At 50.6% G+C, this 23,555-nt stretch carries 22 protein-coding genes; 9 read left to right on the forward strand and 13 right to left on the reverse strand.

Annotation, left to right across the window (positions count from 1 at the left end; genetic code table 11):
* Positions 1–4 precede the first annotated feature (4 nt).
* Both lptG and lptF read right to left on the reverse strand, forming a co-directional pair.
* Positions 5–1,078: an LPS export ABC transporter permease LptG gene (gene lptG / locus IOQ59_RS15655; RefSeq protein WP_228050941.1), complete on the reverse strand. Its 1,074-nt coding sequence runs from the start codon at positions 1,076–1,078 to the stop codon at positions 5–7.
* Positions 1,075–2,190, reverse strand: coding sequence for an LPS export ABC transporter permease LptF (gene lptF / locus IOQ59_RS15660; RefSeq protein ID WP_193954390.1), 1,116 nt, complete (start codon positions 2,188–2,190; stop codon positions 1,075–1,077). The genes lptG and lptF overlap by 4 nt, the downstream gene beginning before the upstream one ends.
* A 234-nt stretch (positions 2,191–2,424) precedes the next feature.
* On the opposite strand from lptF, the gene IOQ59_RS15665 reads away from it, so the two are divergent.
* Entirely contained in the window at positions 2,425–3,918 is a 1,494-nt protein-coding gene (locus tag IOQ59_RS15665) for a leucyl aminopeptidase (protein WP_193954391.1), read from the forward strand.
* A 1-nt stretch (position 3,919) separates the two neighbouring features.
* Complete coding sequence (locus tag IOQ59_RS15670) at positions 3,920–4,345, forward strand: DNA polymerase III subunit chi (protein WP_193954392.1); 426 nt, start codon at positions 3,920–3,922, stop codon at positions 4,343–4,345.
* A gap of 96 nt (positions 4,346–4,441) precedes the next feature.
* Here IOQ59_RS15670 and IOQ59_RS15675 read toward each other — a convergent pair whose 3' ends face one another.
* Positions 4,442–5,299: a sulfotransferase gene (locus IOQ59_RS15675; protein WP_307727019.1), complete on the reverse strand. Its 858-nt coding sequence runs from the start codon at positions 5,297–5,299 to the stop codon at positions 4,442–4,444.
* A 326-nt stretch (positions 5,300–5,625) separates the two neighbouring features.
* Here IOQ59_RS15675 and IOQ59_RS15680 point away from each other — a divergent pair, with 326 nt between their 5' ends.
* Positions 5,626–6,162 carry a serine acetyltransferase gene (locus IOQ59_RS15680; RefSeq protein ID WP_193954394.1) on the forward strand — a complete coding sequence of 179 codons (537 nt, stop codon included), beginning with the start codon at positions 5,626–5,628 and terminating at the stop codon, positions 6,160–6,162.
* 39 nt (positions 6,163–6,201) lie between these two features.
* On the opposite strand, the gene IOQ59_RS15685 is transcribed toward IOQ59_RS15680, so the two are convergent.
* A complete protein-coding gene (locus IOQ59_RS15685) occupies positions 6,202–7,305 on the reverse strand; it encodes a PrnB family protein (RefSeq protein ID WP_193954395.1) in 1,104 nt (367 codons plus the stop codon).
* Positions 7,306–7,427: 122 nt separating this feature from the next.
* Here IOQ59_RS15685 and IOQ59_RS15690 point away from each other — a divergent pair, with 122 nt between their 5' ends.
* Positions 7,428–10,283 (forward strand): valine--tRNA ligase, encoded by a 2,856-nt coding sequence (locus IOQ59_RS15690; RefSeq protein ID WP_193954396.1) that lies wholly within the window; start codon positions 7,428–7,430, stop codon positions 10,281–10,283.
* 546 nt (positions 10,284–10,829) lie between these two features.
* On the opposite strand, the gene IOQ59_RS15695 is transcribed toward IOQ59_RS15690, so the two are convergent.
* Together IOQ59_RS15695 and IOQ59_RS15700 are read right to left on the reverse strand one after the other, a co-directional pair.
* Positions 10,830–12,767, reverse strand: coding sequence for an AAA family ATPase (locus IOQ59_RS15695; protein WP_193954397.1), 1,938 nt, complete (start codon positions 12,765–12,767; stop codon positions 10,830–10,832).
* 89 nt (positions 12,768–12,856) lie between these two features.
* On the reverse strand, positions 12,857–13,390 hold the full coding sequence (locus tag IOQ59_RS15700; RefSeq protein ID WP_193954398.1) for a hypothetical protein: 534 nt from the start codon (positions 13,388–13,390) through the stop codon (positions 12,857–12,859).
* 230 nt (positions 13,391–13,620) lie between these two features.
* Here IOQ59_RS15700 and IOQ59_RS15705 point away from each other — a divergent pair, with 230 nt between their 5' ends.
* Together IOQ59_RS15705 and IOQ59_RS21650 are read left to right on the forward strand one after the other, a co-directional pair.
* Positions 13,621–13,875: a type II toxin-antitoxin system prevent-host-death family antitoxin gene (locus IOQ59_RS15705; RefSeq protein WP_193954399.1), complete on the forward strand. Its 255-nt coding sequence runs from the start codon at positions 13,621–13,623 to the stop codon at positions 13,873–13,875.
* Positions 13,876–14,166 (forward strand): type II toxin-antitoxin system RelE/ParE family toxin, encoded by a 291-nt coding sequence (locus IOQ59_RS21650; protein ID WP_193954400.1) that lies wholly within the window; start codon positions 13,876–13,878, stop codon positions 14,164–14,166.
* A 91-nt stretch (positions 14,167–14,257) separates the two neighbouring features.
* Here IOQ59_RS21650 and IOQ59_RS15715 read toward each other — a convergent pair whose 3' ends face one another.
* Positions 14,258–15,187 (reverse strand): DMT family transporter, encoded by a 930-nt coding sequence (locus IOQ59_RS15715; protein ID WP_193954401.1) that lies wholly within the window; start codon positions 15,185–15,187, stop codon positions 14,258–14,260.
* Positions 15,188–15,299: 112 nt separating this feature from the next.
* On the opposite strand from IOQ59_RS15715, the gene IOQ59_RS15720 reads away from it, so the two are divergent.
* A complete protein-coding gene (locus IOQ59_RS15720) occupies positions 15,300–16,091 on the forward strand; it encodes an AraC family transcriptional regulator (RefSeq protein WP_193954402.1) in 792 nt (263 codons plus the stop codon).
* An 81-nt stretch (positions 16,092–16,172) separates the two neighbouring features.
* Here the strand turns inward: IOQ59_RS15720 and IOQ59_RS15725 are convergent, their stop codons facing one another.
* The 4 genes from IOQ59_RS15725 to IOQ59_RS15740 all read right to left on the reverse strand — a co-directional run bounded on the left by IOQ59_RS15725 (position 16,173) and on the right by IOQ59_RS15740 (position 19,958).
* A complete protein-coding gene (locus IOQ59_RS15725) occupies positions 16,173–17,282 on the reverse strand; it encodes a hypothetical protein (protein ID WP_193954403.1) in 1,110 nt (369 codons plus the stop codon).
* A 202-nt stretch (positions 17,283–17,484) separates the two neighbouring features.
* Positions 17,485–17,961 carry a type II secretion system protein gene (locus tag IOQ59_RS21475; protein ID WP_193954404.1) on the reverse strand — a complete coding sequence of 159 codons (477 nt, stop codon included), beginning with the start codon at positions 17,959–17,961 and terminating at the stop codon, positions 17,485–17,487.
* A gap of 265 nt (positions 17,962–18,226) precedes the next feature.
* A complete protein-coding gene (locus IOQ59_RS15735) occupies positions 18,227–19,081 on the reverse strand; it encodes an alpha/beta hydrolase (protein ID WP_193954405.1) in 855 nt (284 codons plus the stop codon).
* A 10-nt stretch (positions 19,082–19,091) separates the two neighbouring features.
* On the reverse strand, positions 19,092–19,958 hold the full coding sequence (locus IOQ59_RS15740; RefSeq protein WP_193954406.1) for an MBL fold metallo-hydrolase: 867 nt from the start codon (positions 19,956–19,958) through the stop codon (positions 19,092–19,094).
* 178 nt (positions 19,959–20,136) lie between these two features.
* Between IOQ59_RS15740 and IOQ59_RS15745 the strand changes: the two genes are divergently transcribed.
* Positions 20,137–20,646, forward strand: a complete 510-nt coding sequence (locus IOQ59_RS15745) for a thioesterase family protein (protein ID WP_193954407.1) — start codon at positions 20,137–20,139, stop codon at positions 20,644–20,646.
* A gap of 169 nt (positions 20,647–20,815) precedes the next feature.
* Here IOQ59_RS15745 and IOQ59_RS15750 read toward each other — a convergent pair whose 3' ends face one another.
* On the reverse strand, positions 20,816–21,193 hold the full coding sequence (locus IOQ59_RS15750) for a YybH family protein (protein ID WP_193954408.1): 378 nt from the start codon (positions 21,191–21,193) through the stop codon (positions 20,816–20,818).
* Between the two features lie 110 nt (positions 21,194–21,303).
* On the opposite strand from IOQ59_RS15750, the gene IOQ59_RS15755 reads away from it, so the two are divergent.
* Positions 21,304–22,179, forward strand: a complete 876-nt coding sequence (locus IOQ59_RS15755) for a LysR family transcriptional regulator (RefSeq protein WP_228050942.1) — start codon at positions 21,304–21,306, stop codon at positions 22,177–22,179.
* A gap of 116 nt (positions 22,180–22,295) precedes the next feature.
* Here the strand turns inward: IOQ59_RS15755 and IOQ59_RS15760 are convergent, their stop codons facing one another.
* Positions 22,296–23,270, reverse strand: a complete 975-nt coding sequence (locus tag IOQ59_RS15760; RefSeq protein WP_228050943.1) for a DUF6635 family protein — start codon at positions 23,268–23,270, stop codon at positions 22,296–22,298.
* Positions 23,271–23,555 lie beyond the last annotated feature (285 nt).

Consider the following 23,555-nt stretch of genomic DNA (forward strand, 5'->3'; position numbering starts at 1 on the left):
GCCGCTAACCCGCGCGCCGCAGCAAACGCCAACCAATCAGGAAACTCAATACGATTGGTACGGTGACCCCCAGAATAGGTGCTAACCCATATACCGTGCTCGCAGGGCCCAGCAGGTCCTGCATCAACTTAAAGACCAATCCAACGATCACACCCGCAATCAGGCGCTGACCTACGGTCACACTGCGTAAAGGGCCAAAGATAAAGGACACCGCGATTAATACTAACCCCATAATCGACAACGGCTGTAGCACCTTACTCCAAAACGCCACCTCGTAATCCGCAGCCGATAGTTCCTGCTCCCCGAGATAGTTACTGTAGGTATGCAGACCCGTAATCGACAGGTTGCTTGGCTCCATGATCAACGTGGATAACAACGACGGTGTCATACCTGAGATCCACTCCTCCGTAGCCCGCTGCTCAACCTTCGTGCTGTCTCCCAAAAACTGAGTTTCAACAACATTGTGCAGCAACCAGCCATCACCGGTGAATGTACCTGTACGGGCAAAGCTCGAGCGGGACAACGACCAATTTTCATCAAACTGGTAGCGGGTTATACCGTGCACCTCCCCTTCCAGCGAGATCGTCTCTACATGCAGAAAAGTGCGCCCTTCACGGTGCCATAGCCCTTGCCCAAGACTGGTAGCACCCACACGCCCACCCGCGATTGTAATGGTCCGATAACTTTGCGCTTCCTGCTCAGACTTAGGCACAACGTATTCACCCAGTAACAACGCACCGATAATAATCACCAGTACCGGTTTCATCACCGCCGTAATAATACGAAACGTGGAAACACCCGCCGCACGCATCACCGTCAGTTCCGACGACGTGGCCAACGTACCCAAACCCAGCAGGCACCCGATCAAGCTACACAACGGGATATGTTCGTACAGACGACGCGGGCCTGTCATCACCACATAATAAAGCGCATCGTTAAATTGATAGTTAGGCGTAAGATCCGGCAATTGATCTACCAATGTAAACAGTAGATCCAGACCCACGATGACCAGCATCACGATAAATATCGCCCCCAACACGTGACGGGTAATATACCGATCGATACGATTCATCATCATGCCTCACCTCCTTTTCGTGAAAAGCGAGGTGTTGGAATACGATCAAACAGGTTGCGCCAGAATCGACCAAGAAACAGTAGATTCAATGCAATCGTCAAAAAGACCAGATGAACGCCATACAGAGCTTCAACGCCCACTTTGCCATCTTCTATCTGACTGCGCGCAGTACTGAGAATCATCAGATAAAGCAGGTACAAAATAATGGATGGCAGCATCTTAGCGTACCGCCCCTGACGCGGATTCACCTGACTCAACGGTACCGCCAGTAACGTAACCACCAACGCCAAAATCGGCAGGGAGAATCGCCAATGCAACTGTGCCTGATCCACCCGATTCGTGGAGCGCATCAATTCCGAGGTGGGTTTAGCTGAGGCTTTTGTAATGCCGGAAATAATTTCGGGTGGCTTCAGACGCACACCGTATTCGCCAAACTGGGTTTCGGTGAAAGCGGCTTCACCCGGGCGGCCTTCATAACGCACGCCATTTGTCAGTACCAGGAATTGCTGACCACTTTCTCCGCCACTGCTTTTTTCACCCGACTCCGCAACCACAACCACCGGCAGACCGTTCGGGGCCTGTTCCATCAGGAATACCCGCCCCAAGGAACCGTCATCACCCACTTTATCGGTATATGAAACCCGTCGCTGTTGTCCGTTATGCGTTTGAAAGCGGCCCACCGTCAGGCTATCCAGCTGACTGCGGGATTTCTGCTCGTCAAAAATCTTAACCGTAGCATCCGCACCCATCGGTGAAATCCAAAGGCTCAACATCCCCACGATACCCGCCGCTAGCAGCGCAGGCCCCATGGCATACCCCACTAAACGTTTCTGGCTAATACCACAGGCTTTCAGCACCACCATCTCACTTTCCAGATAGAGACGGCCATAACCCAGCAATATGCCAAGAAACAAACCTAAAGGCAGGATCAGTTCCAGAAACCCCGGAATTCGGTACGCCATGATTTCAAAAAGAACATCCGCAGAGAGATCACCGGAAGCTGCTTCAGAGAGATACTTAATAAAACGACCGCTGACCAAAATCAGCAATAAAACACCGGTCACGGCAACCATGCTGTACAACACTTCCCGTGCCAAATATCGAAAAACGATCACATCCGCTACTCTGTTACGAACTGAAAATGGTTTATAGTGGACCGATAATTATCCTTTAATCTGTACACAATGTCTTGCTCAGACCCCTGCAATACGCGCAGGACGTCCGAAGACAAGGCATATTTTTTCGTGAGTACCCAACTTATAGCGAGTAAGTGAGTATTTCCCGAGAGAATTCAACACCGAATCAACGTGTACAGACAGTAAAGCAGCCGTCTTTTGTTTGGAGTCAGCATGGATTTTGAAATTGTTAACGGCGATGTCGCCACCTGTGAAACTGAATGTCTGATCGTGGGTATTGAAGCCGATGGACAGCTGTCACCGTCCGCCAGCGCGCTGGACAAAGCAGCACAGGGCTACATCGCTGATATCGTCGGGGGCGGCGATATTCAGGGCAAAACAGCACAAACACTGTTGCTGCAAAAAGTACCGGGCGTGACTGCACGCCGTGTACTGTTGATCGGTCTGGGCGAAAGCGGTGAGCGTAATGATCGCAACTACCGCAAGATCATCAAATCTGCAATGACCGCCATTAAGGGCGTGCGCGCTCAAAGTGCCGTGTTCGCACTGGACGGTCTCGGCAGCAATGATGACGACCAGTACCGTCAGATCCGCCACCTGATTGAATGGGCAGGCTCCGAGCTATACATTTACGACGAAACCAAAAGCAAAAAAGCTGACCCAGTCTCACTGGACAGGATCGCAGTTCTGCTCAGCGAAGATGATTCCGAACTGGGCGAATATGCCGTCATGGACGGCGTTGCGCTGGTTAATGGCATCAGCACTGCCCGTGAACTGGGCAACCTGCCGGGCAATATCTGTACCCCGACCTATCTGGCTGAACAGGCACTAGCACTAGGCGAAGAGCACGATGCACTAGAAGTCAGCATCCTCGAAGAAGATGAGATGGCCCAGCTGGGCATGCACAGCTTGCTGTCTGTTGGTAACGGCAGTGACCAGCCATCCAAGCTGATCGTGATGCACTACAAAGGCGGAGAAGAAGGCGCGAAGAATCACGCGCTGGTCGGCAAAGGCATCACCTTTGATACCGGCGGCATCAGCCTGAAAGGTGGCGCAGGCATGGACGAAATGAAATTCGACATGTGTGGTGCAGCATCTGTCATAGGTGCAATGACCTCCCTGTGCGAAATGAACCTTGAGCTCAACGTTGTGGGTATCGTCGCTGCGGCTGAGAACATGCCAAGTGGTTGCGCGACTAAACCGGGTGACATTGTGACGACCATGTCCGGTCAGACCGTTGAAATCCTGAATACCGATGCCGAAGGCCGTTTGGTACTCTGTGATGCCCTGACCTATGCCGAGCGTTTCGAGCCTGAAACCGTGGTTGATGTAGCGACCCTCACCGGTGCCTGCATTGTGGCATTGGGTCACCACGCAACTGGCTTGCTGAGTAATGATGACGCGCTGGCAAACTCCCTGCTACAGGCAGGTGATCAGGCGGCGGATAAAGCATGGCGTCTGCCGTTGTGGGATGAGTATCAGGAACAGCTGGACTCCAACTTCGCTGATATTGCCAATATCGGTGGACCTCCAGCCGGTACCGTGACCGCGGCTTGCTTCCTGTCCCGCTTCACCAAAAGCTACCGTTGGGCACATCTGGATATTGCCGGTGTTGCCTGGAACAGCAAAGGTAAAGACAAAGGCGCTACCGGACGTTGTGTACCCCTGCTGAGCCAGCACCTGATGAATCTGGCGGCGACCGACTGATATGAGCGAAGCGGACTTTTATGTCCTCCCGGCCTCTGATCCGGAAGCCCGTTCCCTGTTTCTCTGCCGCCTGTGCGAGAAAGTAATGGGGGCGGGCAAACCGCTTCACATCCACTGCGGCAGTGAGGAAGAGGCGAGACATCTGGACCAGCTGCTGTGGGAACACAAACCGGAAGCGTTTCTGCCCCATACCCTGATTGGCAGTGAATCCACTGCACCGATCACATTGGGCTGGGATGATCAGCGTCCGGAGCACCAACAAGTGTTTGTAAACATGGCACTGGATCTACCGGAAGACGCCCTGAAATACGCGCGTATTCTGGAAGTGGTGGTACAAGTACCCGACGTTTTACAGGCGACCCGTAAGAATTACCGTCTGTATCAGGACAACAATATTACGGTACGTATGAACGATATGCGCCGCTAAGCTCCGCTTTGACTCACACCGTTACCTAAGCAGCATACACACCAACACTTCATCCGGTTGTATGCTGCTCTCATCGCCCGTGTTCACACCACGGACCTATGTCTGATACCAGTCAGGAAGCTCATATTCGGCGTACCCTTCCATTAACGCCTGAAGCTGATCCTGAGTGACCGACTCACGCCAGCGATAGGCATTTTTGACACTGTCACGTCGAATACTGAAATGATCTTTTGATTGCAGTTTGGCATTTGAACTGCCTCTCACCCACTGCTCACTCATTGCGCTCCATTCCAGCCCCAGCTCCCGATAAAGTCCCTGAAAGGTCTCAAGCGGTGCCTGACAGACATCTTCATAGCGAACAATTTTGACCTGATCACAATCGGCGATCTGCTCCAGCATCTGTTGCCATTCCCGCGCAACCCGAGACCCAAAACACCGCCAGTCATCCAGCGTACTGCCCTCTCCCAACACCCAGCCGAGCGTGCGCATGCTGGACGCAATTCCCGCCGGATGGCGCACCAGTACCACCACCATGCGTGGATTAAAGCGATCGATAAACCAACTGCAGGCCAGAGGATTCACTTCCTTCACCACGGGCACCCGAACATTGCGTGAAAATGGTGGCCACTGATGTGGATAAGCCACCACGGAGGGACGAATATAGGGTGAATGGCAACAGAGTTTTTGACTGGAGCGCAGGTAAGCGTCAGGCACGTTATCCGGTGTGACCTCGAACACCACACGCCCCTCATTGGCTGCGGAGTATGCCCGTGTGCAAGGTTCACGGTAGTACAATGCAGAGGAACTTATCCCCAGACACCCTCCGACCCAACTCGACCCCGAGCGCGGCAGACCGACTATAAAAATAGGTCCGGACTCACGCCCTGCTCTGAACCCCATCCGATGACAAACACATAAAAACAGCCAAAATATGGCCTTCCAAACCCGATACATATCAGCCCCTTCTTTTGCCCCTGACAAGAAGATGAGCCTCTTTCGGTCACCACCCCTACGGTCACCTCAAGTACATCTGGCCTAAAAAAAACTATAGACGTCATTTCGTAATCATTGCTCAATATCCTTAAATACCGCGTGATTTTTTTTCGAAGCGCGACACACACAGAGGCGGAACTCTTTGTTTCATAAGGTATAACAGTCGACGCGTCTGTATTTTATAATTCCCTGCTTGGCGTCATTAGGAGCACTAACACTGGTTGACTCCATTTAGCCTGACAGTTATACGAACGGTCTTACATCTTGAAAACTAAAGGATTGGCAGAATGACACGCAGAGTGACACTCCAGGAAACTCTGATAAACATCAGCGCAGACAGGCAGCGATACGCCCGCTGGCGCCACGCCGGATTCTGGGTAACCTTCTGTTATCGCCTCCGTCGCTTGCGCAAGTTTGGGGGCCCACTCTGGAAACTGATGTTGCCGCTGGATATCGCCCTTGAGCTCAGTCGACTGCTGATCTCTGATACAAAAATCCCATCCAATATGGATGTGGGCCCCGGCCTCTACCTGCCCCATCCAACGGGCGTGGTTATCAATGACAGCGCGGTGATCGGCGCTGAAGTGGACCTGTTCCAGCAAGTCACGCTGGGCGAGTGGCACGGTAAAGCACCGATACTGGAAGATGGCTGCAAACTGTTTGCTGGCGCACGTGCATTTGGCGACGTACGCATTGGCTTTGGTGCCAAAATTGGTGCCAACACCGTCATTCAGCGCGACGTCCCTGCCAACTACGTTGCCTATCTGGATGCGACCAAAGTCCGTCCTAAAATCGAAAGAGCCGCGGACAAAATCGCCAGCTAATCCGCCGTCAAAGAGAGGGGCATCGCAGCCCCTTATCAATTACCCCTGAACCTGATGCTGTCGGGTTTCATCAATCAGATACTTCAGCCATTTCAGGTACGGCGTCCCACCCGTACCGTGCTGATCGTTGCAGCGCCGTGCGATGTATTTGATCGCCCAGTGGTAATGCACCTCCCGAAACTCGGCCATCTGCTCCAACACCCGATTGAAGGTCTCCGGGGTTGCGACCGGTCTTACATCCGGCATCGCATGCACCACATCCAGCCACTCCACATGGGCTTTTGGCATATAGTGACGCATGTCGTTCAAGTGACTGATCAGACGGTTGGGCTGATGAGGGATTTTCATAAACTCCACCAACATCGGCATCATCGAACTCTGTGCCCCGGTTTCGCCGCGGAAATTCACCACCTGACCCATCGATTCATAGGTCACATCCCGAAACTGACCGATATAGGGCCGGAAACGGCTGAAGTACAACTCGTCTGACATTTTCTCCGGTATCCGGCGCAACACCTGCAGAACGTTATCCAGTGCCGCCGAGATCTGCAGCAGGCTGTTATCCACAGCGTCATGGTCATCAACGCCCGCTGAATCGTCCAACGTCATCATTGCGTCCATCATCCGGGCCGCCAGCGCCTCGATCTCTACGTGAATCAAAATAAACCAGTGCTCGTCGTAAAGATGGACAAAGTTCTGCACGGTATCGATGTTGCCCAGTTCAATCCCCCTGTCCGGATCAAAACGCTTCCAGTTATACAGTGCATAACCGTCGTAGCTCAGCATAGGCGGGCGCTCCAGCAGCTCCGCAATCTGACACAACGGACGGGCGATATTGGCCGGCAGTGAGTGGGTCACGGGCTGGCCTATCTGATTGATATAACCTGAAGCGATAAACCCCAGCCGCAGATAGTAGAGATGCGCTTGGGACAGCAATTTGGGTGGAATATTGGGATGGGGCCATTCCGGCAGGACCTGAGCACGCATGTATGAACGAAATTCAGGTTCTAACAACAAACTGGGCAGATCGTTGCCGATCTGATCGATGATTTCAAAGCGTTCACCGAGTGTTAAACGGCTGTCCGGGTCTTCGGCGGGTAGAAAACCACGGCGTCTGAAGGCTGTACGAAGGTGATCATCCATAAAGATTATCCCCCTAATGTCGATTTTGAAGTTAGACCGCAAACTCAGCCCTACATTCCATCGCCCGCAACCGGTATAATTCGTCGATTAATTTGAATGAATATTAGAGAAGCCAGAATCTAATGGAAACAACCTACCAGCCACACGAGATTGAGAAATCCTGGTATAAGACCTGGGAAGAGAACAACTACTTCGCCCCATCCGGCGAAGGCGACTCCTACTGCATCATGATTCCGCCGCCAAACGTCACCGGCAGCCTGCACATGGGTCACGCTTTCCAGCACACCATTATGGATGCCCTCACCCGCTACAAACGTATGCAGGGTAAAAACACTCTGTGGCAGGTAGGTACTGACCACGCCGGTATTGCCACTCAGATGGTCGTTGAGCGTAAGCTGGCCGCCGAAGAGAGCAAATCCCGCCACGATCTGGGACGTGATGCGTTCATCGAAAAGATCTGGGAATGGAAAGAAGAGTCCGGTGGCACCATCACCCACCAGATGCGTCGTCTGGGTAACTCCGTCGACTGGCCTACCGAACGCTTCACCATGGATTCCGGTTTCTACAACGCCGTACAGGAAGTCTTCATCCGCCTGTATGACGAAGGTTTGGTTTACCGTGGCAAACGTCTGGTGAACTGGGACCCTAAACTGCACACCGCCATCTCTGACCTCGAAGTTGAGAACAAAGAGACCAAAGGCAAGATGTGGTACCTGCGCTATCCTCTGGCAGATGGCGTCAAAACTGCAGCAGGCGACGACTTCATCGTGGTGGGTACAACCCGACCAGAAACCATGCTGGGTGATACCGGCGTTGCGGTGAACCCGGACGATGAGCGTTACAAGGACCTGATCGGTAAAGAGATCGTACTGCCACTGGTTGGCCGTCGTATCCCAATCGTCGGTGACGACCATGCTGATATGGAGAAAGGCACCGGTTGCGTGAAGATCACCCCGGCGCACGACTTCAACGATAACGAAGTGGGTAAACGCTGCGGTCTGCCAATGATCAACGTGCTGACCTACAACGCTGATATCCGTGACGAAGCGGAAGGTTTCAACACCGACGGCACACCAAACAACAACATAGACACCACCATCCCGGAAAAATACCGTGGCATGGAACGTTTCGCGGCACGCCGTGAAATCGTAGCTGACTTCGAAGAAGCCGGCCTGCTGGTGAAGATCGAAGAAAACGACATGACCGTACCGTACGGTGACCGTGGTGGTGTTGTTATCGAACCGATGCTGACCGACCAGTGGTTTGCCGATGCGAAAACGCTGGCAAAACCGGCGGTTGAAGCGGTTGAAAACGGCGACATCAAATTTGTCCCTCAGCAGTACGAGAACATGTACAACGCCTGGATGCGTGACATTCAGGACTGGTGTATCTCCCGTCAGCTGTGGTGGGGCCACCGTATTCCAGCGTTCTACGACAACGAAGGTAACGTCTACGTTGCCAACGACAAAGACGCCGCACGTGAGAAATACGGTCTGGCACTGGACACCGAACTGCGTCAGGACGACGACGTACTGGATACCTGGTTCAGCTCCGCACTGTGGACCTTCGGCACACTGGGCTGGCCGGAAATGACCGAGCGTCTGAAAACCTTCCACCCAACCGACGTGTTGGTGACCGGTTTCGACATCATCTTCTTCTGGGTGGCGCGCATGATCATGATGACCATGCACTTCATGAAAGATGAAGACGGCAAACCACAGGTACCGTTCAAAACCGTATACGTTACTGGTCTGATCCGTGACGAAGGCGGCGACAAGATGTCCAAGTCCAAAGGTAACGTACTGGACCCACTGGACATGATCGACGGTATCGAACTGCCGGATCTGCTGGAAAAACGTTGTGGCAACATGATGCAGCCACAGCTGGCGGCGAAGATCGGCAAACGTACCGAAAAAGAGTTCCCTGAAGGTATCGCTGCTCACGGCACCGACGCCCTGCGTTTCACCCTGGCGGCACTGGCCTCAACCGGCCGTGACATCAACTGGGATATGAAACGTCTGGAAGGTTACCGTAACTTCTGTAACAAGATCTGGAACGCTGCCCGTTACGTTCAGATGAACACCGAAGGCGAAGACTGCGGCCAGAACGGTGGTGATATTGAACTGTCACTGGCAGACCGCTGGATCAGCAGCAAGCTGCAGAGCGTTGAAACCGAAGTGAACCGTCACTTCGAAGAATACCGTTTCGACCTCGCCGCTCAGACACTGTACGACTTCGTTTGGAACGACTACTGCGCATGGTATCTGGAGCTGTCCAAGCCGGTACTGTGGGACGACAACGCCTCCGCTGAAGCGAAGCGTGGTACCCGTCGTACGCTGGTGCGTGCACTGGAAGCGATCATGCGTCTGCTGCACCCAATCATGCCGTACATCACTGAAGAGATCTGGCAGTCCATTAAGGAACTGGCGGGTGTTGAAGGTGACACCATCATGCTGCAGGGTTACCCGGTGGCTGATGAGTCCAAGCACGACGCTGCGGCAGAAGCTGAGATCGAATGGCTACAGGCGATCATCACCGGTATCCGTAACATCCGTGGTGAGATGGGTATCTCCCCTGCGAAGGATCTGGACGTACTGTTCAAGAACGGCAGCGCCGACGACAAACAGCGTCTGGACAACAACGAAGTCTTCCTGTCCAAGCTGGCGTCTCTGGGTTCTATCACCTGGTTGAACGAAGGCGACGAAGCACCGATGTCTGCGACTCAGCTGGCCGGTGATATGGAAGTCCTCGTACCAATGGCAGGTCTGATCGACAAAGATGCTGAACTGGCCCGTTTGCAGAAGTCTCTGGATAAGCTGAAGAAAGAAGTCGGCCGTTTCGAAGGCAAGCTGAGCAACGAACGCTTCGTATCCAACGCACCGGACGACGTGATTGCGAAAGAGCGTGAGAAGCTGGAAGACGCGAAGTCTGCTTACGATAAGCTGGCCGAGCAGTACGCGAAGATTGAGGCGCTGTAAGGGTTAGTTACCTTACGTCCTGAATTGAAAAAGCCCGCGATTGCGGGCTTTTTTGTATTCGTATGTCACGGTGAACACCGACATTGTAGGGCATCGATTTATCGTGCCTCCTGCAGAGTGCAGTGTATCCATGGATTCCAGATACTTTCCGAAGTACCGCCTACTCGTTCCCATGCTCCGCGTGGGAATGCATATCGGTGTTCTTCCACCTGTTCGGTGGTTAAGGGGAAGCCAGCTTCCCCTTAACAATCCCCACTGCCCCTACTACTTGCCCGCTTCGCGGCTTCCCTGCGCGTTTCGAAATAAAACTAAGCGAATAAACTCGGCCTACGGCCTCAGACAGAATTCGCTTTTAACGTTTTAATTCTGCAATGCTCAGCTGCGCAGAAGGGGATTAACGCCTGTGCCACAAATTAATTATTTTCCATTTTCACTCAAAGATACCTAATAAACCCGGCACAGCTCTCACCTTTACAACTGATTCATACAATGCTCAACTTCGTAGAAGCGGATAGAGTATTCGACGAAGTCCAAATATTTTTAAGTTCACGAAAACACATCTTGTATACGGCCAATAAGGTTCGAAGCTATAAACTTATGATCCTTCTTTGCTTCGGTATGGACAACTCTTTTCAACTTACTTGTCTTGACCTCAAGCTTTTTCGAATATAAATTCAAAATCCCAGACAATACTTTCTTTCCATCGCAATTATCAAACAACTCGCCCTCAGAAAGTCCAGAATATTTATCAAATATAGCTTTATGCTCATCCAACAAAACACTCTTAAATGCCTCGATACAGTCTTCTTGAAAAAAGAACTCCTCTATATGCTCCTTATATTTACCTATATCATCCAATGGAGCCTCCCTTCCTGAAATCCTTTCTAATAGAAACTCTTTCGCTATATACTGAAGTCTTAAGGCACTCTCCTTTCTAAGCAATATATATTTTGACCTATCTATTTCTTCAACAATATCCTTTTTAACTTGCCCCTCATCAATCCCATCCCCTAAATCATCAAGCATGTTATAGCAATGAACCAACAACTTCTCATCCAAAAAATAATTTTCGAACTCATGCTTATCAAGAACAATAAAGCTATTGTCATAGAATTTCGGACTTTTCTTCCTTAGACCCTTAAAATAATCATCATCTTTCCCATCTCTATCAATCATAAAACAATAGATAGAATCATGAATATCCTGCTCAACAAGTGATAGCTTTTCAAAAGCATCACAGACCGCCTGACAGCTCCCAAGAACTTTAATCCTTACGTTAAGATCACTTACAACAGACTCAAGGAAAGAGGCATCTCCTTTCCCCTCAACAAATAAAATCTTGTTATAAACTGTACTTAGCCCCATTTCCCTAAGCGAATCCTCAGCCTTGCTTTTTACTAACGGTTTCATTTCTCCATCAATATAGTAATTTTTACCTGTTGAGAAAATTTTGTAAATTAGAGGCTTAGAGTGCGTTAAATAGAAGATCTGATCAACTTTATGTTCCCCATAAACATTCCTAATCCATTCTGACTTGATCTGTCTATTTACATCCAAACCTTTTAATTTTTCCACTAAGTGCCCTTTAGTAGAAAACTCCTCCAATGCATTTGAAAACCTAATGAGAAGTTCTTCATGAAAGTGGTTTTCAGGCTCATCAACTATAAGAATACCTATAGATGCAGATATACAAAGATAAACCATCGAACAAAAAAGAGCCTTTTCCCCCGAACTAAAATCTCTTATATCATATGGTGACTGCTTTATATTCCTATTACCTTTACCTAAAAGAACAAATTCATTATCTTTATGCTTACCACTGAAGTTAGAAAGTTCAACCTCAGGAATCAAATCATTAAATAACTTAGATGCTACTTTATAATAAAGCAACCTATCTGGTTTCAATGGCACCAAACGATCCGATATATAGTCATTAACCAGTCGTTGATAAGTATTTGAGAAAACCCGATCCGGGTAGAATATACTCTCAATCAGAAGATCCACCGGTCTTACTTTAGAAACCCCTATTGATTGATGAGAAACAGAGTCTTCAGAAAAACTTTTGCTAGCATCTATAAACAATATCAATGAAGAAGGATTACTAGAATTCCAAAACCGCCCCAAATCATCGATACAATGCTGCGCCCCTCCTACATCCCACAAAAAGGGACCATCTTGTCTTCTTTTTAGAAAAAAACTTCTATCCTTACCATCAATATTTAATATAATTTTTATTGAAGAATGATTTTCAGAAAGAAACTTAAACACTTCTCTTTCAAAATCATCCCGATATTTATTACAATCGCAGTATTTTACAAAAAATGCTTTTTGGAAAAGAACAAGGCTTTTCAATATTGTTGTCTTTCCTGATCCATTCCTACCACTAACTGCAAATATATTATCTCCTTCATCAAAATCAAAATCCTTATAACCTTTGAAACTCTTAACATTATGAAGGGAAATTTTTTTTACCTTTATAGACATAAAAAATCCTGAAGAACAAAAACATAGCTATTTATAAAAAAAGTTCATATTTTGATACTAAATGAAGCCAAAATACGTTTAGAACTCTCTCACTTCGAACCACCACAAACCTCATCCCGCATCTGAATAGTTCTCACATCCCGACTACTCATCGCCTGAATCCTCAGCACTGAACACTGCTGTCGACGCTGCAGTTCCTGATCATCCACAACTGTTGATCGCCCGACTTCGGCCACCACCGGCTTAAACTCCACCGATGCGGCGCAGTAGAGGTTCTTTAGTTTCAGGTGTTTCCAGTGGTCACTGGGGTGATTGGTCAGGTGTTGGCAGGTTTCAGTGAATAGCGCTCGGGCAGCGCGGGTACATTTGGAGTATTCGAGCAGGTTATGCTGTAGCTGGGCACAGACGGAGGGTTTGCGTAGTTTCCAAAGTTGATACTGGAACGTGACGGGCTGGCCGTTGTAGTTCACATGCTTAGATTCCAACGCAATGCCGACCCTATCGTTGTAGGAGGACATGTAGCTGTTAGCAAGGTCGTTTACAAACACACCGTAGGCTTTGGCCACGACATTGCCCGCCTGCAGCGGTGCTGAGACGATGAGAAGTAAAAAGAGGAGACGCATCCACTGCACCGTACACACCCTGTATCTGATCCTTATGCGGTCGGTCCTGACCGGTTATTGAACAGCAGTGTGCTACGTGATCGGTTTTGGTGCAAGTAGTTGCAGTCGGGATTCTACCTATGTCTTGATCTGAACAAACCCGGTGGCGATTCGCCGTTGTGAAGAACGATAGATAGCAATCTATGCCATAATGATTAAAACGCACAAATTGATCAAAATGAGCGATAGTTATGGAACTCACAGCAACAGAAGCCAAGCGAGAGTTTGGTGACTTAATCCTGAAAGCTCAGTCTGAGGCGGTTCGTATCTCACGCAACGGGAAACCCGTCGCGGCGGTGATATCCCACGAAGAATTTGAGCAATACCAAGCCTTCAAGGAGCAGCAACTCAAAGCCGCAATTGAAGAAGGGATGGCCGATCTGGAAGCTGGACGCATCCACGATGGTGAATCAGTATTTGAAGAATTAAGGAAACTAGCTAAATAGATGCTAAACATTAAGCTCACGGATCGAGCTAAGAAGGATCTTCGATCCATCGTACTCTATACCAGAAAAAACTTCGGCAGTGGGCAAGCCACGCTCTATGTGAAAGAGTTACAAGCCAAGATCCAGCTTTTGGCCAGATCCCCTAAGCTCGGTGCATTACGCCCAGAGCTACGCCCTGATATAAGAAGCTCCCCTTTTAAAAGCCATACGGTTTTTTACTACTCAGATAAAAATAATCTGACCGTGGTGACAGTTCTTCACAACTCCATGGAACCCAGTAAACACCTATAAACAAGTCACACCATCTAGCAAGTAAGGTGCAATAGCAGAGCGTATTGCACCAGAAATACCTGATTGTGATGAATCTCCATCAGAGTCTTGATTAAGCAGGTTTACCCGCCCTCTCCCGCCGTTTGCGTAGCCAACCATGGCTGCTGACCAACAGAATGCCACCGATGATCAGCCCTGAGCCGAATATAAAGTTGGCTTCAATACGCTCGCCCAGCAGCCAGTTGCCCAGTAGCACACCAAACACCGGGGTCATAAAGGAGAGGATGCCCAGCTGGGAAGCTTTGTATTTGGTGAGTAGCCAAAACCAGCCCAGGTAGCTAATGAAGGATACGATGATGCCGTGGAACGCCAGACTGCCCCATACCTCTGGTGTTAAATTAACCTCGGCCTGATCGGTGATATACGACCAGAGCGTTAGCAGGACAAAGGCCACCAGCAGTTGGTAGAGCAGTGTCTGTCGGGCGGGCAAGGCACTCAAACCGGTGGCACGCACGACTACGGTGGTTAAGCCCCACGCGGCACCCGCCAACAGGGCAAGGAAGTCTCCCCACAGCACGGCACTACTGAGCGCATCGGTTGAGTCACCGCCCAGAAAGGCCAGTACGATCCCTCCGAATGCCAGCAGAATACCCAACCACTGCAAGCGACTCATACGCTCGCTGGGGATTTTCATATGCAAACCAATGGCGGCGAATATGGGCGAGGTATAGAGAAACACGGTTGCATGACCGGCGGAGGTTTCGTTCAGAGCTTCACCCAGAAACAGAAACTCCAGGGTGAATAACACACCAATCAGCAGCGCCGGAATCCGGTTTTCCGGGGCCAGCGGCATCCTGTGTCGTTGTATCAGAATCAATACGATAATCAGTGCGGCGGCAATTCCGGAGCGCAACGCAATTTGAAACACCGGCACAATATCCTCTGCCACCGCTTTTAGCATGACCTGCTGCGAGGCCATCACGATGCAGAAGATGACCATACTGGTAATGGCAAAGAGATCTAACGGTTGTCGAGTGCCCATGGCGCCCCCCAGTGATTGAGTGAATGAAGTGAACTGACGCCATTATCTTTTGTCAGAATTAATCGATATAGCTAGAATAAGACAACCGATAACGCAGATCAGCCAGTAGCTTATGACCCAAGGCCCCCATATTCACCAACCGTTAGATTTTGAAACACTGCCCGAACCGGTGTTTTTCTTTGAACGTGTGATGCCCAGCGATACCATCTACCCACCGCAAACCCACCGTTGGGGTGAGTTCGTGTTTTCGTTTCAGGGGGTACTGGAGCTACACGCGGAAGGTTCACTTTTCAGAGTCCCACCCAACCACGGCCTGTGGCATCCACCGGAAACCGAGCATAGAGGTGGCAACCGCAACGCCTCGCTGCACTGCTCGCTCTATATCGATCCCACTCTGGCTGAAGCGAAGGGCCTACCTGGCACCACCTGTGCACTCACTATCAACGCGATGGTGCGAGCAATGCTGAATCACTTACGGATTAATCCCCCCCAAACACCTTACACAGTGCAAGAGAGTCGCTTACTGGACGTTGTGGTCGATCAATTGAGTGAGGCCCCCTGCGCAGGGAGTTATCTGCCTACATCCAATGATCCGGCATTATCAAAGGTACAGGCCTATCTGGAAGATCATCCCGGCGAAAACTGCTCTGTGCGGGAACTGGCGGAACGCTTTGGCACCACCGAACGCACGCTCGCGCGAAAAGCCCAACGTGATCTGGGTATGCCGTTGAGTGAATGGCGACAGCGGCTGAAGGTCGTACGCGCGATGCCGATGTTGCAGGCGGGGGTGACGGTTGAAAACATCGCGTTGGATCTGGGCTACAGCACGGCATCGGCGTTTATCGCCATGTTCCGCAGGCTGCTGAACATGACGCCGGATGAATATCGGAAGAACGCGGAATAGGTTCAGTCACGAACACTTCACCGCGCTAGCAACGCTTAAAAGGGGACTGATTTATTTACCGCTTCAGTGAACCGTCACCCTTCAATCAACAAAGAGGTAATTGCCCTGCCGGTCTTTTCTGACACCGATCATACGGATATCAGGAAACAACTGAGAGCGCACATACCAAACGTAAGCCAGAGTCGCCATAGAGATCCCTACGGCGATACCTGATGCCAGGTCTCCCATCACCATCGCCTCCATCACAGTCCTAGTAAAGATGGGCAGGCTCAGCATGAGAAACAGCGTATACGCGAACAGCCGATGAGTGTAAAAACCCCAGACAAATAGCAGCCCAATTACAGCGGGAATCACGACGAAGATGTTGATCCCCTCTTTGGGAAGGTTCATATAGGTCGTCCATGCCGCCAGCGCAGCCTGAATTGACACTATCCAAATCAGCACACTGTTTTTTGTTCCATGCAGTGCATAGAGAATTTTGTCCGGTGAAGCGGCAATGATCAACGCAAGCTTTGCATCCCTGATACCTCGTCCCCTGAGTGTGTCGAATATAGCCTTCTTCGAATATCCGGTTGCGCGCATCAAAGCTATTTCAGATCGGGCTTTGTTCACGGATAGCGTCGGAAGCACACCACCTTGTGGTGGGTAACGTCTGGTTTGTGGTTGAGCCACGGCTGCAGGCCGAGGGGGAACCACCGTTTCAGCTTCGGGTTGAGACATCGTCTCTAAAGGCAGCGAAGCCTCTGACGTAGGAAATGCCTCTAAGATCTCTTGTGATTCAGCGTCATTACCAACGGATGATTTATCTTCCGTGTGTTCCGGCAGTATCTGCAACAGATATTCACGGGCCTCGGTGCTAAAGCGAGCGAATGGAATCGAATACTGTGCGCCGTCATCCAGATGGAGTATCAGCGCACCTTTGTGTTGCCGGTACTGAAACACCTTCGTTATATCCACTTTAGTGGATGTGCCCAAGCGCCAGATCACCAGCGACTGAGGGCGCATATCCAGCTTGTAGCTACGCTGAAAATAGATATAGATCAGCGCGAATACCAGTACATAGTATTGCCCTTGAAACGCCGGATTCCCCACCAGCAAATTCATCGCAACCCATAACACCAGACCGATGCCCACCAACCGCAGAAAATAGGCTGACGAAAACCTGAATACACGCTGATCATCCCTATCCATCCCTTAACCCCTATCCATTGAGTTTCATGTATTTCCGGCCACGCGTTGCATCTACGTGTTAAGGCGACCGCTGAAAAGCCGAACGACACCCTACCGATAGCGCTCAGTATAGGCTCTTCAGAGTTTAATGAGGGTCGTGCAGAGATATTAGCGTGTTATTCGCAGGAAAGGTCAGCACTCTCCCAACACTGCTGATAATCCATCAGCAGCCGCGAATTTCCAGGGTATACGTCGGTGGGCCGGACGCGGAAGCTTCGTAGTATTCGATATAGCAGCCACTGCTACCTACCGTTAAGTCATAGCCTGCACGTACGTAATTGTTAGTAACCTTCTGCTTCAGATCCGAATCGGCCTGAAAATCGATCAACTCAAGCATCCCCAAACGGCTACCGGTTTCTGCTTTTGATTCCGGATATTTGTAATAGGTATCGATAAGACCGTATTCAGTCGTAATAGCGCGTCCGCTATCCGAGCCGTTATCCTCGACTTCCTGTAGCTGTGCTTTCAGATGCACCATCGTCGCTAAAGATTGCATCGAGCCCTGAATCCCCTGAAGAACGGAGATCCGCGCATCCGTTGTCACATTCAGAAACCTCGGTAATGCCACTGCGGCTAAAATGCCTAATATCGCAATCACCACAACCAACTCAACGATGGTAAATCCTGAACTTCTCTTCATACAACCGCGCTCATTTCAGTGTTATCTGGAACAGACTTGAAGATCGTCAAAAGATGGTAACACTGATTCAAAAACACCGGCAGGTACCATAATTGATAGGGATCATGATGATCAGCATCATCGTAGCCGCCGACTATCAAAGCGCTAAACGCTCTTTATACATGCAATGGGGACAGATTTATTTTCCCTTCCAATATTCAGCAACGCAGAAACGAAGCTGCAGCTCCCCTGGCTCAGAAGCTACAGCAACAGGATCTCCCGTGTATTACTGCACGTCCTGCCAATACTCCGTCCGGCCTTTTTCTTTCTGGGGCGCATCGATAAATGCGGCGATCCGCGTCCAGATCTTGTCCCGCTGGTGATGGAAGATATCGTTATGCCCTGCATAGGCAACGGTCACCATACTTTTATACGGGGACGGATAGTTTTGATACAACGTCTCAGCTAACTGAAGCGGTATCTGCCGATCCCGTTCGCCGTGGATAAATAAGGCCGGAGCCGTCACCCGATCCAGTTTGGCGGTCTGATCAAAGGGACGGCGGTTCACAAACATGCGTAACCAGCCCATCCCGACCTCGCTCATCACTTCATGTGCACTGGTAAAGGTGCCCACCAGAATTAAGCCGCCAAACTCACGCTCTTGCGCCAGATCCACTGCCACGGCAGACCCCAGCGAGCGTCCAAGGACAAAGATATTCTCCGGCGCAAAGTTCAGTTCTTGGGTGGCATATCTGAGTGCCGCTTTGGCATCGTTATATACACCGTCTTCACTGGGTTCACCTTCACTGCGGCCGTAGCCACGGTAGCCCACCAGCAAGACGTTTACGCCAGTTTGTGCCAGATGCCATGCGGAGTTCAGACGGTGCAGCGAATGCCCAAAGTTGCCGTGGAAGTACAGCACCAGTTTTTTGTTATCGGGATTGGGGAGATAAAACGCATGCAAGCGGATCTGATCTTCGGTGGTAAATTCCACATCCTGCACACCGCTGTCGTCCAGGTTGTAGTGATCCGCGTTAAAACGCATGGGGTGAAAAGCAAAACTCTTAACTATGGTATCTGAACAACCACTCATATTGAGCGTCAGCATCGAGAAGATAAGGCAACGTAGAAGTTGACCCATGGGAGCCTCCTCACATTTGGTTGAGCGGAATTTTTAAATAACTGATTCCATTCTCCTCTTCCTTGGGTAAACACCCGCCCCGGATATTCAGCTGCACGGCTGGCAGCATCAGGGTGGGCAGGTCCAGTGTTTTGTCGCGGGCCTCACGTATAGCTACAAAGTCCGCTTGTTGGGTGTCTCCACGGATATGCAGATTCAGCGTCTTCTGTTCGAGCACCGTGGTTTGATAGTGGTAGTGATCACGCCCGTCACCGGGATAGTCGTGACAGACGTAGATCGGGGTTTCATCCGGCAGCGCGTATAAGGTCTGGATGGAGTCGTAGAGTATCGCCGCACTACCACCGGGGAAGTCACAACGGGCGGTACCGAGATCGGGCATAAACAAGGTATCACCGACAAAGAGCTGACCTTCAATCAGATAGCTAACACAGGCGGGGGTATGGCCCGGTGTATGAATCACTCTGCCCTGCAGGTTACCGATCTGGAAGCTTTCACCGTCTTTGAACAAGCGCTGAAACTGATGGCCGTCACACCTGAAACTACCGTCCAGATTAAACAGCGCAGCGAAGGTGTGTTGTACTTCAGTGACCCGGCTGCCAATTGCCAGCTGACCACCCAGCCTTTCCTGCAGATACGCGGCGGCACTGACGTGATCGGCATGAACGTGGGTATCCAGTATCCATTGCACCGTTAACCCCTGCGCGAGCACAAAGTCGATGATCGGGTCCGCAACGCTGTTTTGGGTGCGAGCAGAGATGCTATCGAACCCCAATACCGGATCAATCACCGCGCAGGCCTTACTGTCCCGATCAACCACCACATAACTCAGTGAACCGGTGCTTTCGTCAAAGAAATGGGTAACGCCCGGATGAGGCATACCGTCCCTCCAGAGTGACGCTGCGTTTCCCTGTAGCTTAGGCCAAATACGACATTTTTGGATTGAAAGCGTCGTCACCGGTGAGAGGGATACACGTGCCAGTTGACGTTGAATATGGGTTAACTCTAAGGTTACGAACAGGCTTCACGCATCAGCATATTAAGGACGCAGACCCACTATGAATTACTCAGTCACCGCCTCCACCAACCCGGACGGATACCTGCTCACCCACTACGGCAAGATCAAAGCCGAGTCCTGTGACTACAACGGCCACCTGAATGAAGGTCACGCACTGGTGATGCTATCACTGGCGACCGATACCATTCTGGACGCCATTCAGCTGGATACCACCGGAAGGGAACGCCTGAATTTCAGCGCATTTACCATACAGAACAACCTGTATTACCGTGCAGAGGGACATGAAGGTCAGGAGGTATTGGCTCAGTCCCAGCTGCTGGCCTTTGATGAAAAGCGATTGCGTATTTTTCACCGTTTGATCGATGCGGAAAGTGGCACGGTGTTGGTGGAGCTGGAATGCCTGATGCTGGGTGTGGATATGGCTATCCGCAAGTCTGCGTGCTGGCCGGAAGGGGTGAGTAAGGCGTTGTCTCAGCTAGCAGCGAAACAGCAAGATCTACCCTGCCCTGATAATGCCGGACGGGCGATTGAGAAACCCGCATTGGGATAAAGGTTTTCAGTCTGCCGCCGTGTTACGCATTATCGGTTATCGAGACCCGCTGTATGGATTCCCACGGGGGACAGTGGGAACCAGAAAAATAAAGATCAGTAGGTTACCTCGTTCCCACGCTCCTGCGTGGGAACGCAGACTGTCAGGCTAAAAACCCCAGAACGAAAAATTAACGTTCGCCCTGCACTTCAAAATCATCCGCACGTAACAGTGCGGAACCGTCTGGCTGTAGCGCCCAGTGTTCGTGATGTACCACACCGAAGGCTTTGTTCATGGTCCATTTTGAAGTGAGTATATAGCCATCTTCACCTTCGGGAGTCCACTCTACATCCTGATAGTCCACCGAGTGGAAGCCGTCGTCGATGATCTTCTGCCAGAAGGCCTGAATCTCTTCCCGTCCGGTAAAGGTGCCAAACGGGCGCGCCTGCATCACAGCACCGTCTTCATACTGTGCTGCGCAACCTGCAGCATCCTGCGAATTAAAAGCCTGCTGCCAACGGGCAATGGCCGCTTTTGCAGCATCTAACGTAGCGTTGTGATTAGTCATGATGATCTCCCATCCATTATCTTAGTTGGGATTACTGTACGCGCGGCGTTATGATCAAAAAACAGATCTATCAAAAATCATCGTTCGCTTTTTACGGACAATAGAATCCTATGAACAACCTGCGTCAGATGTCTGTTTTTGCCCGCATCGTAGAATGCGGTTCGATCAGTGCAGCCGCTGCTTCACTCGACCTGTCCAAATCGGTCGTCAGCCAACACCTGAAAACGCTGGAGTCAGAACTGGGGGTGCCCCTGCTCAAACGCACCACCCGTCGGCAGACTCTGACGCCTGCCGGTGAAGTGTTTTACGCCCAGTGTCAGAAGCTGAATCAACTGGCCGCAGATGCATGGGATCAGGCACAAAGTAATCAGTCCGTTCCCCGCGGCAAGATTAAGATCACCGCGCCTCATGCATTGATGGGTCCGTTGATTGCTCCTGTAATCGGTCAGCTGATGCAACAATATCCGCAGATCGAGCCACAACTGATCGCCAGCGATGAACAACAGGATCTGATGCAACACGGGATTGATCTGGCTATCCGAGTCGGGCATTCCCAGGAAAGCAGTTATCGGCAACGGCGTATCGGCGCCTTTCGTGATGTGCTCTGCGGTACTGCAAGCTATCTAAGCAATTGTCCAACCGGTTCCATGAACTACGTCGCTAACCGCTGGCAGGGAAAACAGATTCAGCATCAGCTCACCCATAAGGAAAACAACAGTCAATATACGCTGGAATTTAAACCCGGCTGCACGGTAGATTCCCTTTACACCACATTGGCGCTGCTGGAAGCCGGCGCCGGGATCGGCATCGTCCCCGATTTTATTCTCAACGCTAATGCCTGCTCTCTCATCGAAGTGATGCCTGATTATCAACTGAGCAGCGTACCCATTTTTGCCCTGCACCCCTATCATTCGGGTCTGCCACTGGCGGTGGAGGTCACCCTGAATGCCGTCGAACACGCCCTGCGGGGGGATGAAGGGCCGTAAAAAAAGCCCCGGTTCCTAAAGATTCCGGGGTTAATCGGGAGCGAGGTGGAGAAATGAGACAATCCAGCGGACTGTATTAGTTCCTACGCTTACCCTGTATGTTCAGATCTCTTCAATTACAACAAACCTGATTTAATCAGGTCGAATGCTTCCAGAATCCGCGCCACATACTGGTCTTTCGGGCGAAAACTACTCTGCGCCTGAGCAATCACATCCTGCTCCATATGGTCCAGCATTTTATCCAGTCGGTGACGGTGCAAACCCATCTTCGCCTGCACAGGGTCGGAAATCACACCTGACAATGCGGCAAACGCCGATAAGACCGCCAACACCACTGCCGTGACCCCTGCGGTCAATGCCAGTGTCGGTTCGGGGGGAAACAGATCGTAATAAAGATGGCCTAAGGTTTCCCCCAAAATAAAATCCTGCGCGGCCAAAGTGCTACTCGAAACCGAAGCAAGCATGAGTGCGACACCAATCCCTCCGGGGGTGAATTTCTGAAAGGCAAACGCGCCCAGAATGGTGCAAGACACCGTATTAGTAATATCTGCTGAAGCGGTGCGGGTGATGCGATATTGCGTCATCGCCTCTTCAATCACGGGCTCGGTCAGCTGATGAAATTGCTGACTATCGACTTGATGGTGCTCATGACACTCATACAGTGCCTGTAGTTCTTCCGAGATATAAAACGTCAGCGAAGCTCTGGGATTATTTTGATGCAGCAGGTCCATTGTCACCCGATCCGTAATATTTTGCTGAACCTGTGTCGTGAAACCCGCTGGAATCCGTTGCAGCAGTTGGGACAATCCACTCAGTTTTGAGGATCTGTCCACACCAAACTTCACCAGACTGAGCAACACAAAGAGCGGTGCCCAGAACAGATTAACCGGCGCACGTAACATATCCCAACCCAACGCAACCCGATTGGTCCTGATCGCCCCCGGATAGCGGAAATGTTGATCGATAAACGCGGGAATGCCGTTTCGGCAATGAGAAAAGTAGCGCTGGGCACCACGCACAATTGCCTGTTCAACCTGATGCTGAGAAATATCTGAGGATCCGGCAATAGTGGTCTTTGGTGGGTGTTTCATATTGTCCAAGTAAACATATGTTGGAGTAACGCCTTATGACCTGAAATCCGGTGAAATGATCCCTACGCGCAGAATCTAATCCAGAATAACGCAGCACGGTGACAGAGAGTCAGTCAATCTGTGCCCTCTTCCTCTCTCAAAGCATCTCCGCATAGATACCATCCATTTTGACAACGTTAGAAAATTTCATGTTGATCCTCCGCTATTCGCGACTGTGTTCAACATATTGATTTCCTGATAAATCCGTCCCGATGTGTAAAGTTTATGAAACAGTTCACCATTGAT

Source organism: Pontibacterium sinense (assembly GCF_015209595.1).
GTDB classification, from domain to species: domain Bacteria; phylum Pseudomonadota; class Gammaproteobacteria; order Pseudomonadales; family Balneatricaceae; genus Pontibacterium; species Pontibacterium sinense.

Excerpts from the sequence above, each read along its gene's own strand:
- lptG (WP_228050941.1), bottom strand. The coding sequence starts at position 1,078 with ATGATGATGAATCGTATCGATCGGTATATTACCCGTCACGTGTTGGGG.
- IOQ59_RS15665 (WP_193954391.1), top strand. The coding sequence starts at position 2,425 with ATGGATTTTGAAATTGTTAACGGCGATGTCGCCACCTGTGAAACTGAA.
- IOQ59_RS15670 (WP_193954392.1), top strand. The coding sequence starts at position 3,920 with ATGAGCGAAGCGGACTTTTATGTCCTCCCGGCCTCTGATCCGGAAGCC.
- IOQ59_RS15675 (WP_307727019.1), bottom strand. The coding sequence starts at position 5,299 with ATGTATCGGGTTTGGAAGGCCATATTTTGGCTGTTTTTATGTGTTTGT.
- IOQ59_RS15680 (WP_193954394.1), top strand. The coding sequence starts at position 5,626 with ATGACACGCAGAGTGACACTCCAGGAAACTCTGATAAACATCAGCGCA.
- IOQ59_RS15685 (WP_193954395.1), bottom strand. The coding sequence starts at position 7,305 with ATGGATGATCACCTTCGTACAGCCTTCAGACGCCGTGGTTTTCTACCC.
- IOQ59_RS15690 (WP_193954396.1), top strand. The coding sequence starts at position 7,428 with ATGGAAACAACCTACCAGCCACACGAGATTGAGAAATCCTGGTATAAG.
- IOQ59_RS15695 (WP_193954397.1), bottom strand. The coding sequence starts at position 12,767 with ATGTCTATAAAGGTAAAAAAAATTTCCCTTCATAATGTTAAGAGTTTC.
- IOQ59_RS15700 (WP_193954398.1), bottom strand. The coding sequence starts at position 13,390 with ATGCGTCTCCTCTTTTTACTTCTCATCGTCTCAGCACCGCTGCAGGCG.
- IOQ59_RS15705 (WP_193954399.1), top strand. The coding sequence starts at position 13,621 with ATGGAACTCACAGCAACAGAAGCCAAGCGAGAGTTTGGTGACTTAATC.
- IOQ59_RS21650 (WP_193954400.1), top strand. The coding sequence starts at position 13,876 with ATGCTAAACATTAAGCTCACGGATCGAGCTAAGAAGGATCTTCGATCC.
- IOQ59_RS15715 (WP_193954401.1), bottom strand. The coding sequence starts at position 15,187 with ATGGGCACTCGACAACCGTTAGATCTCTTTGCCATTACCAGTATGGTC.
- IOQ59_RS15720 (WP_193954402.1), top strand. The coding sequence starts at position 15,300 with ATGACCCAAGGCCCCCATATTCACCAACCGTTAGATTTTGAAACACTG.
- IOQ59_RS15725 (WP_193954403.1), bottom strand. The coding sequence starts at position 17,282 with ATGGATAGGGATGATCAGCGTGTATTCAGGTTTTCGTCAGCCTATTTT.
- IOQ59_RS21475 (WP_193954404.1), bottom strand. The coding sequence starts at position 17,961 with ATGAAGAGAAGTTCAGGATTTACCATCGTTGAGTTGGTTGTGGTGATT.
- IOQ59_RS15735 (WP_193954405.1), bottom strand. The coding sequence starts at position 19,081 with ATGGGTCAACTTCTACGTTGCCTTATCTTCTCGATGCTGACGCTCAAT.
- IOQ59_RS15740 (WP_193954406.1), bottom strand. The coding sequence starts at position 19,958 with ATGCCTCATCCGGGCGTTACCCATTTCTTTGACGAAAGCACCGGTTCA.
- IOQ59_RS15745 (WP_193954407.1), top strand. The coding sequence starts at position 20,137 with ATGAATTACTCAGTCACCGCCTCCACCAACCCGGACGGATACCTGCTC.
- IOQ59_RS15750 (WP_193954408.1), bottom strand. The coding sequence starts at position 21,193 with ATGACTAATCACAACGCTACGTTAGATGCTGCAAAAGCGGCCATTGCC.
- IOQ59_RS15755 (WP_228050942.1), top strand. The coding sequence starts at position 21,304 with ATGAACAACCTGCGTCAGATGTCTGTTTTTGCCCGCATCGTAGAATGC.
- IOQ59_RS15760 (WP_228050943.1), bottom strand. The coding sequence starts at position 23,270 with ATGAAACACCCACCAAAGACCACTATTGCCGGATCCTCAGATATTTCT.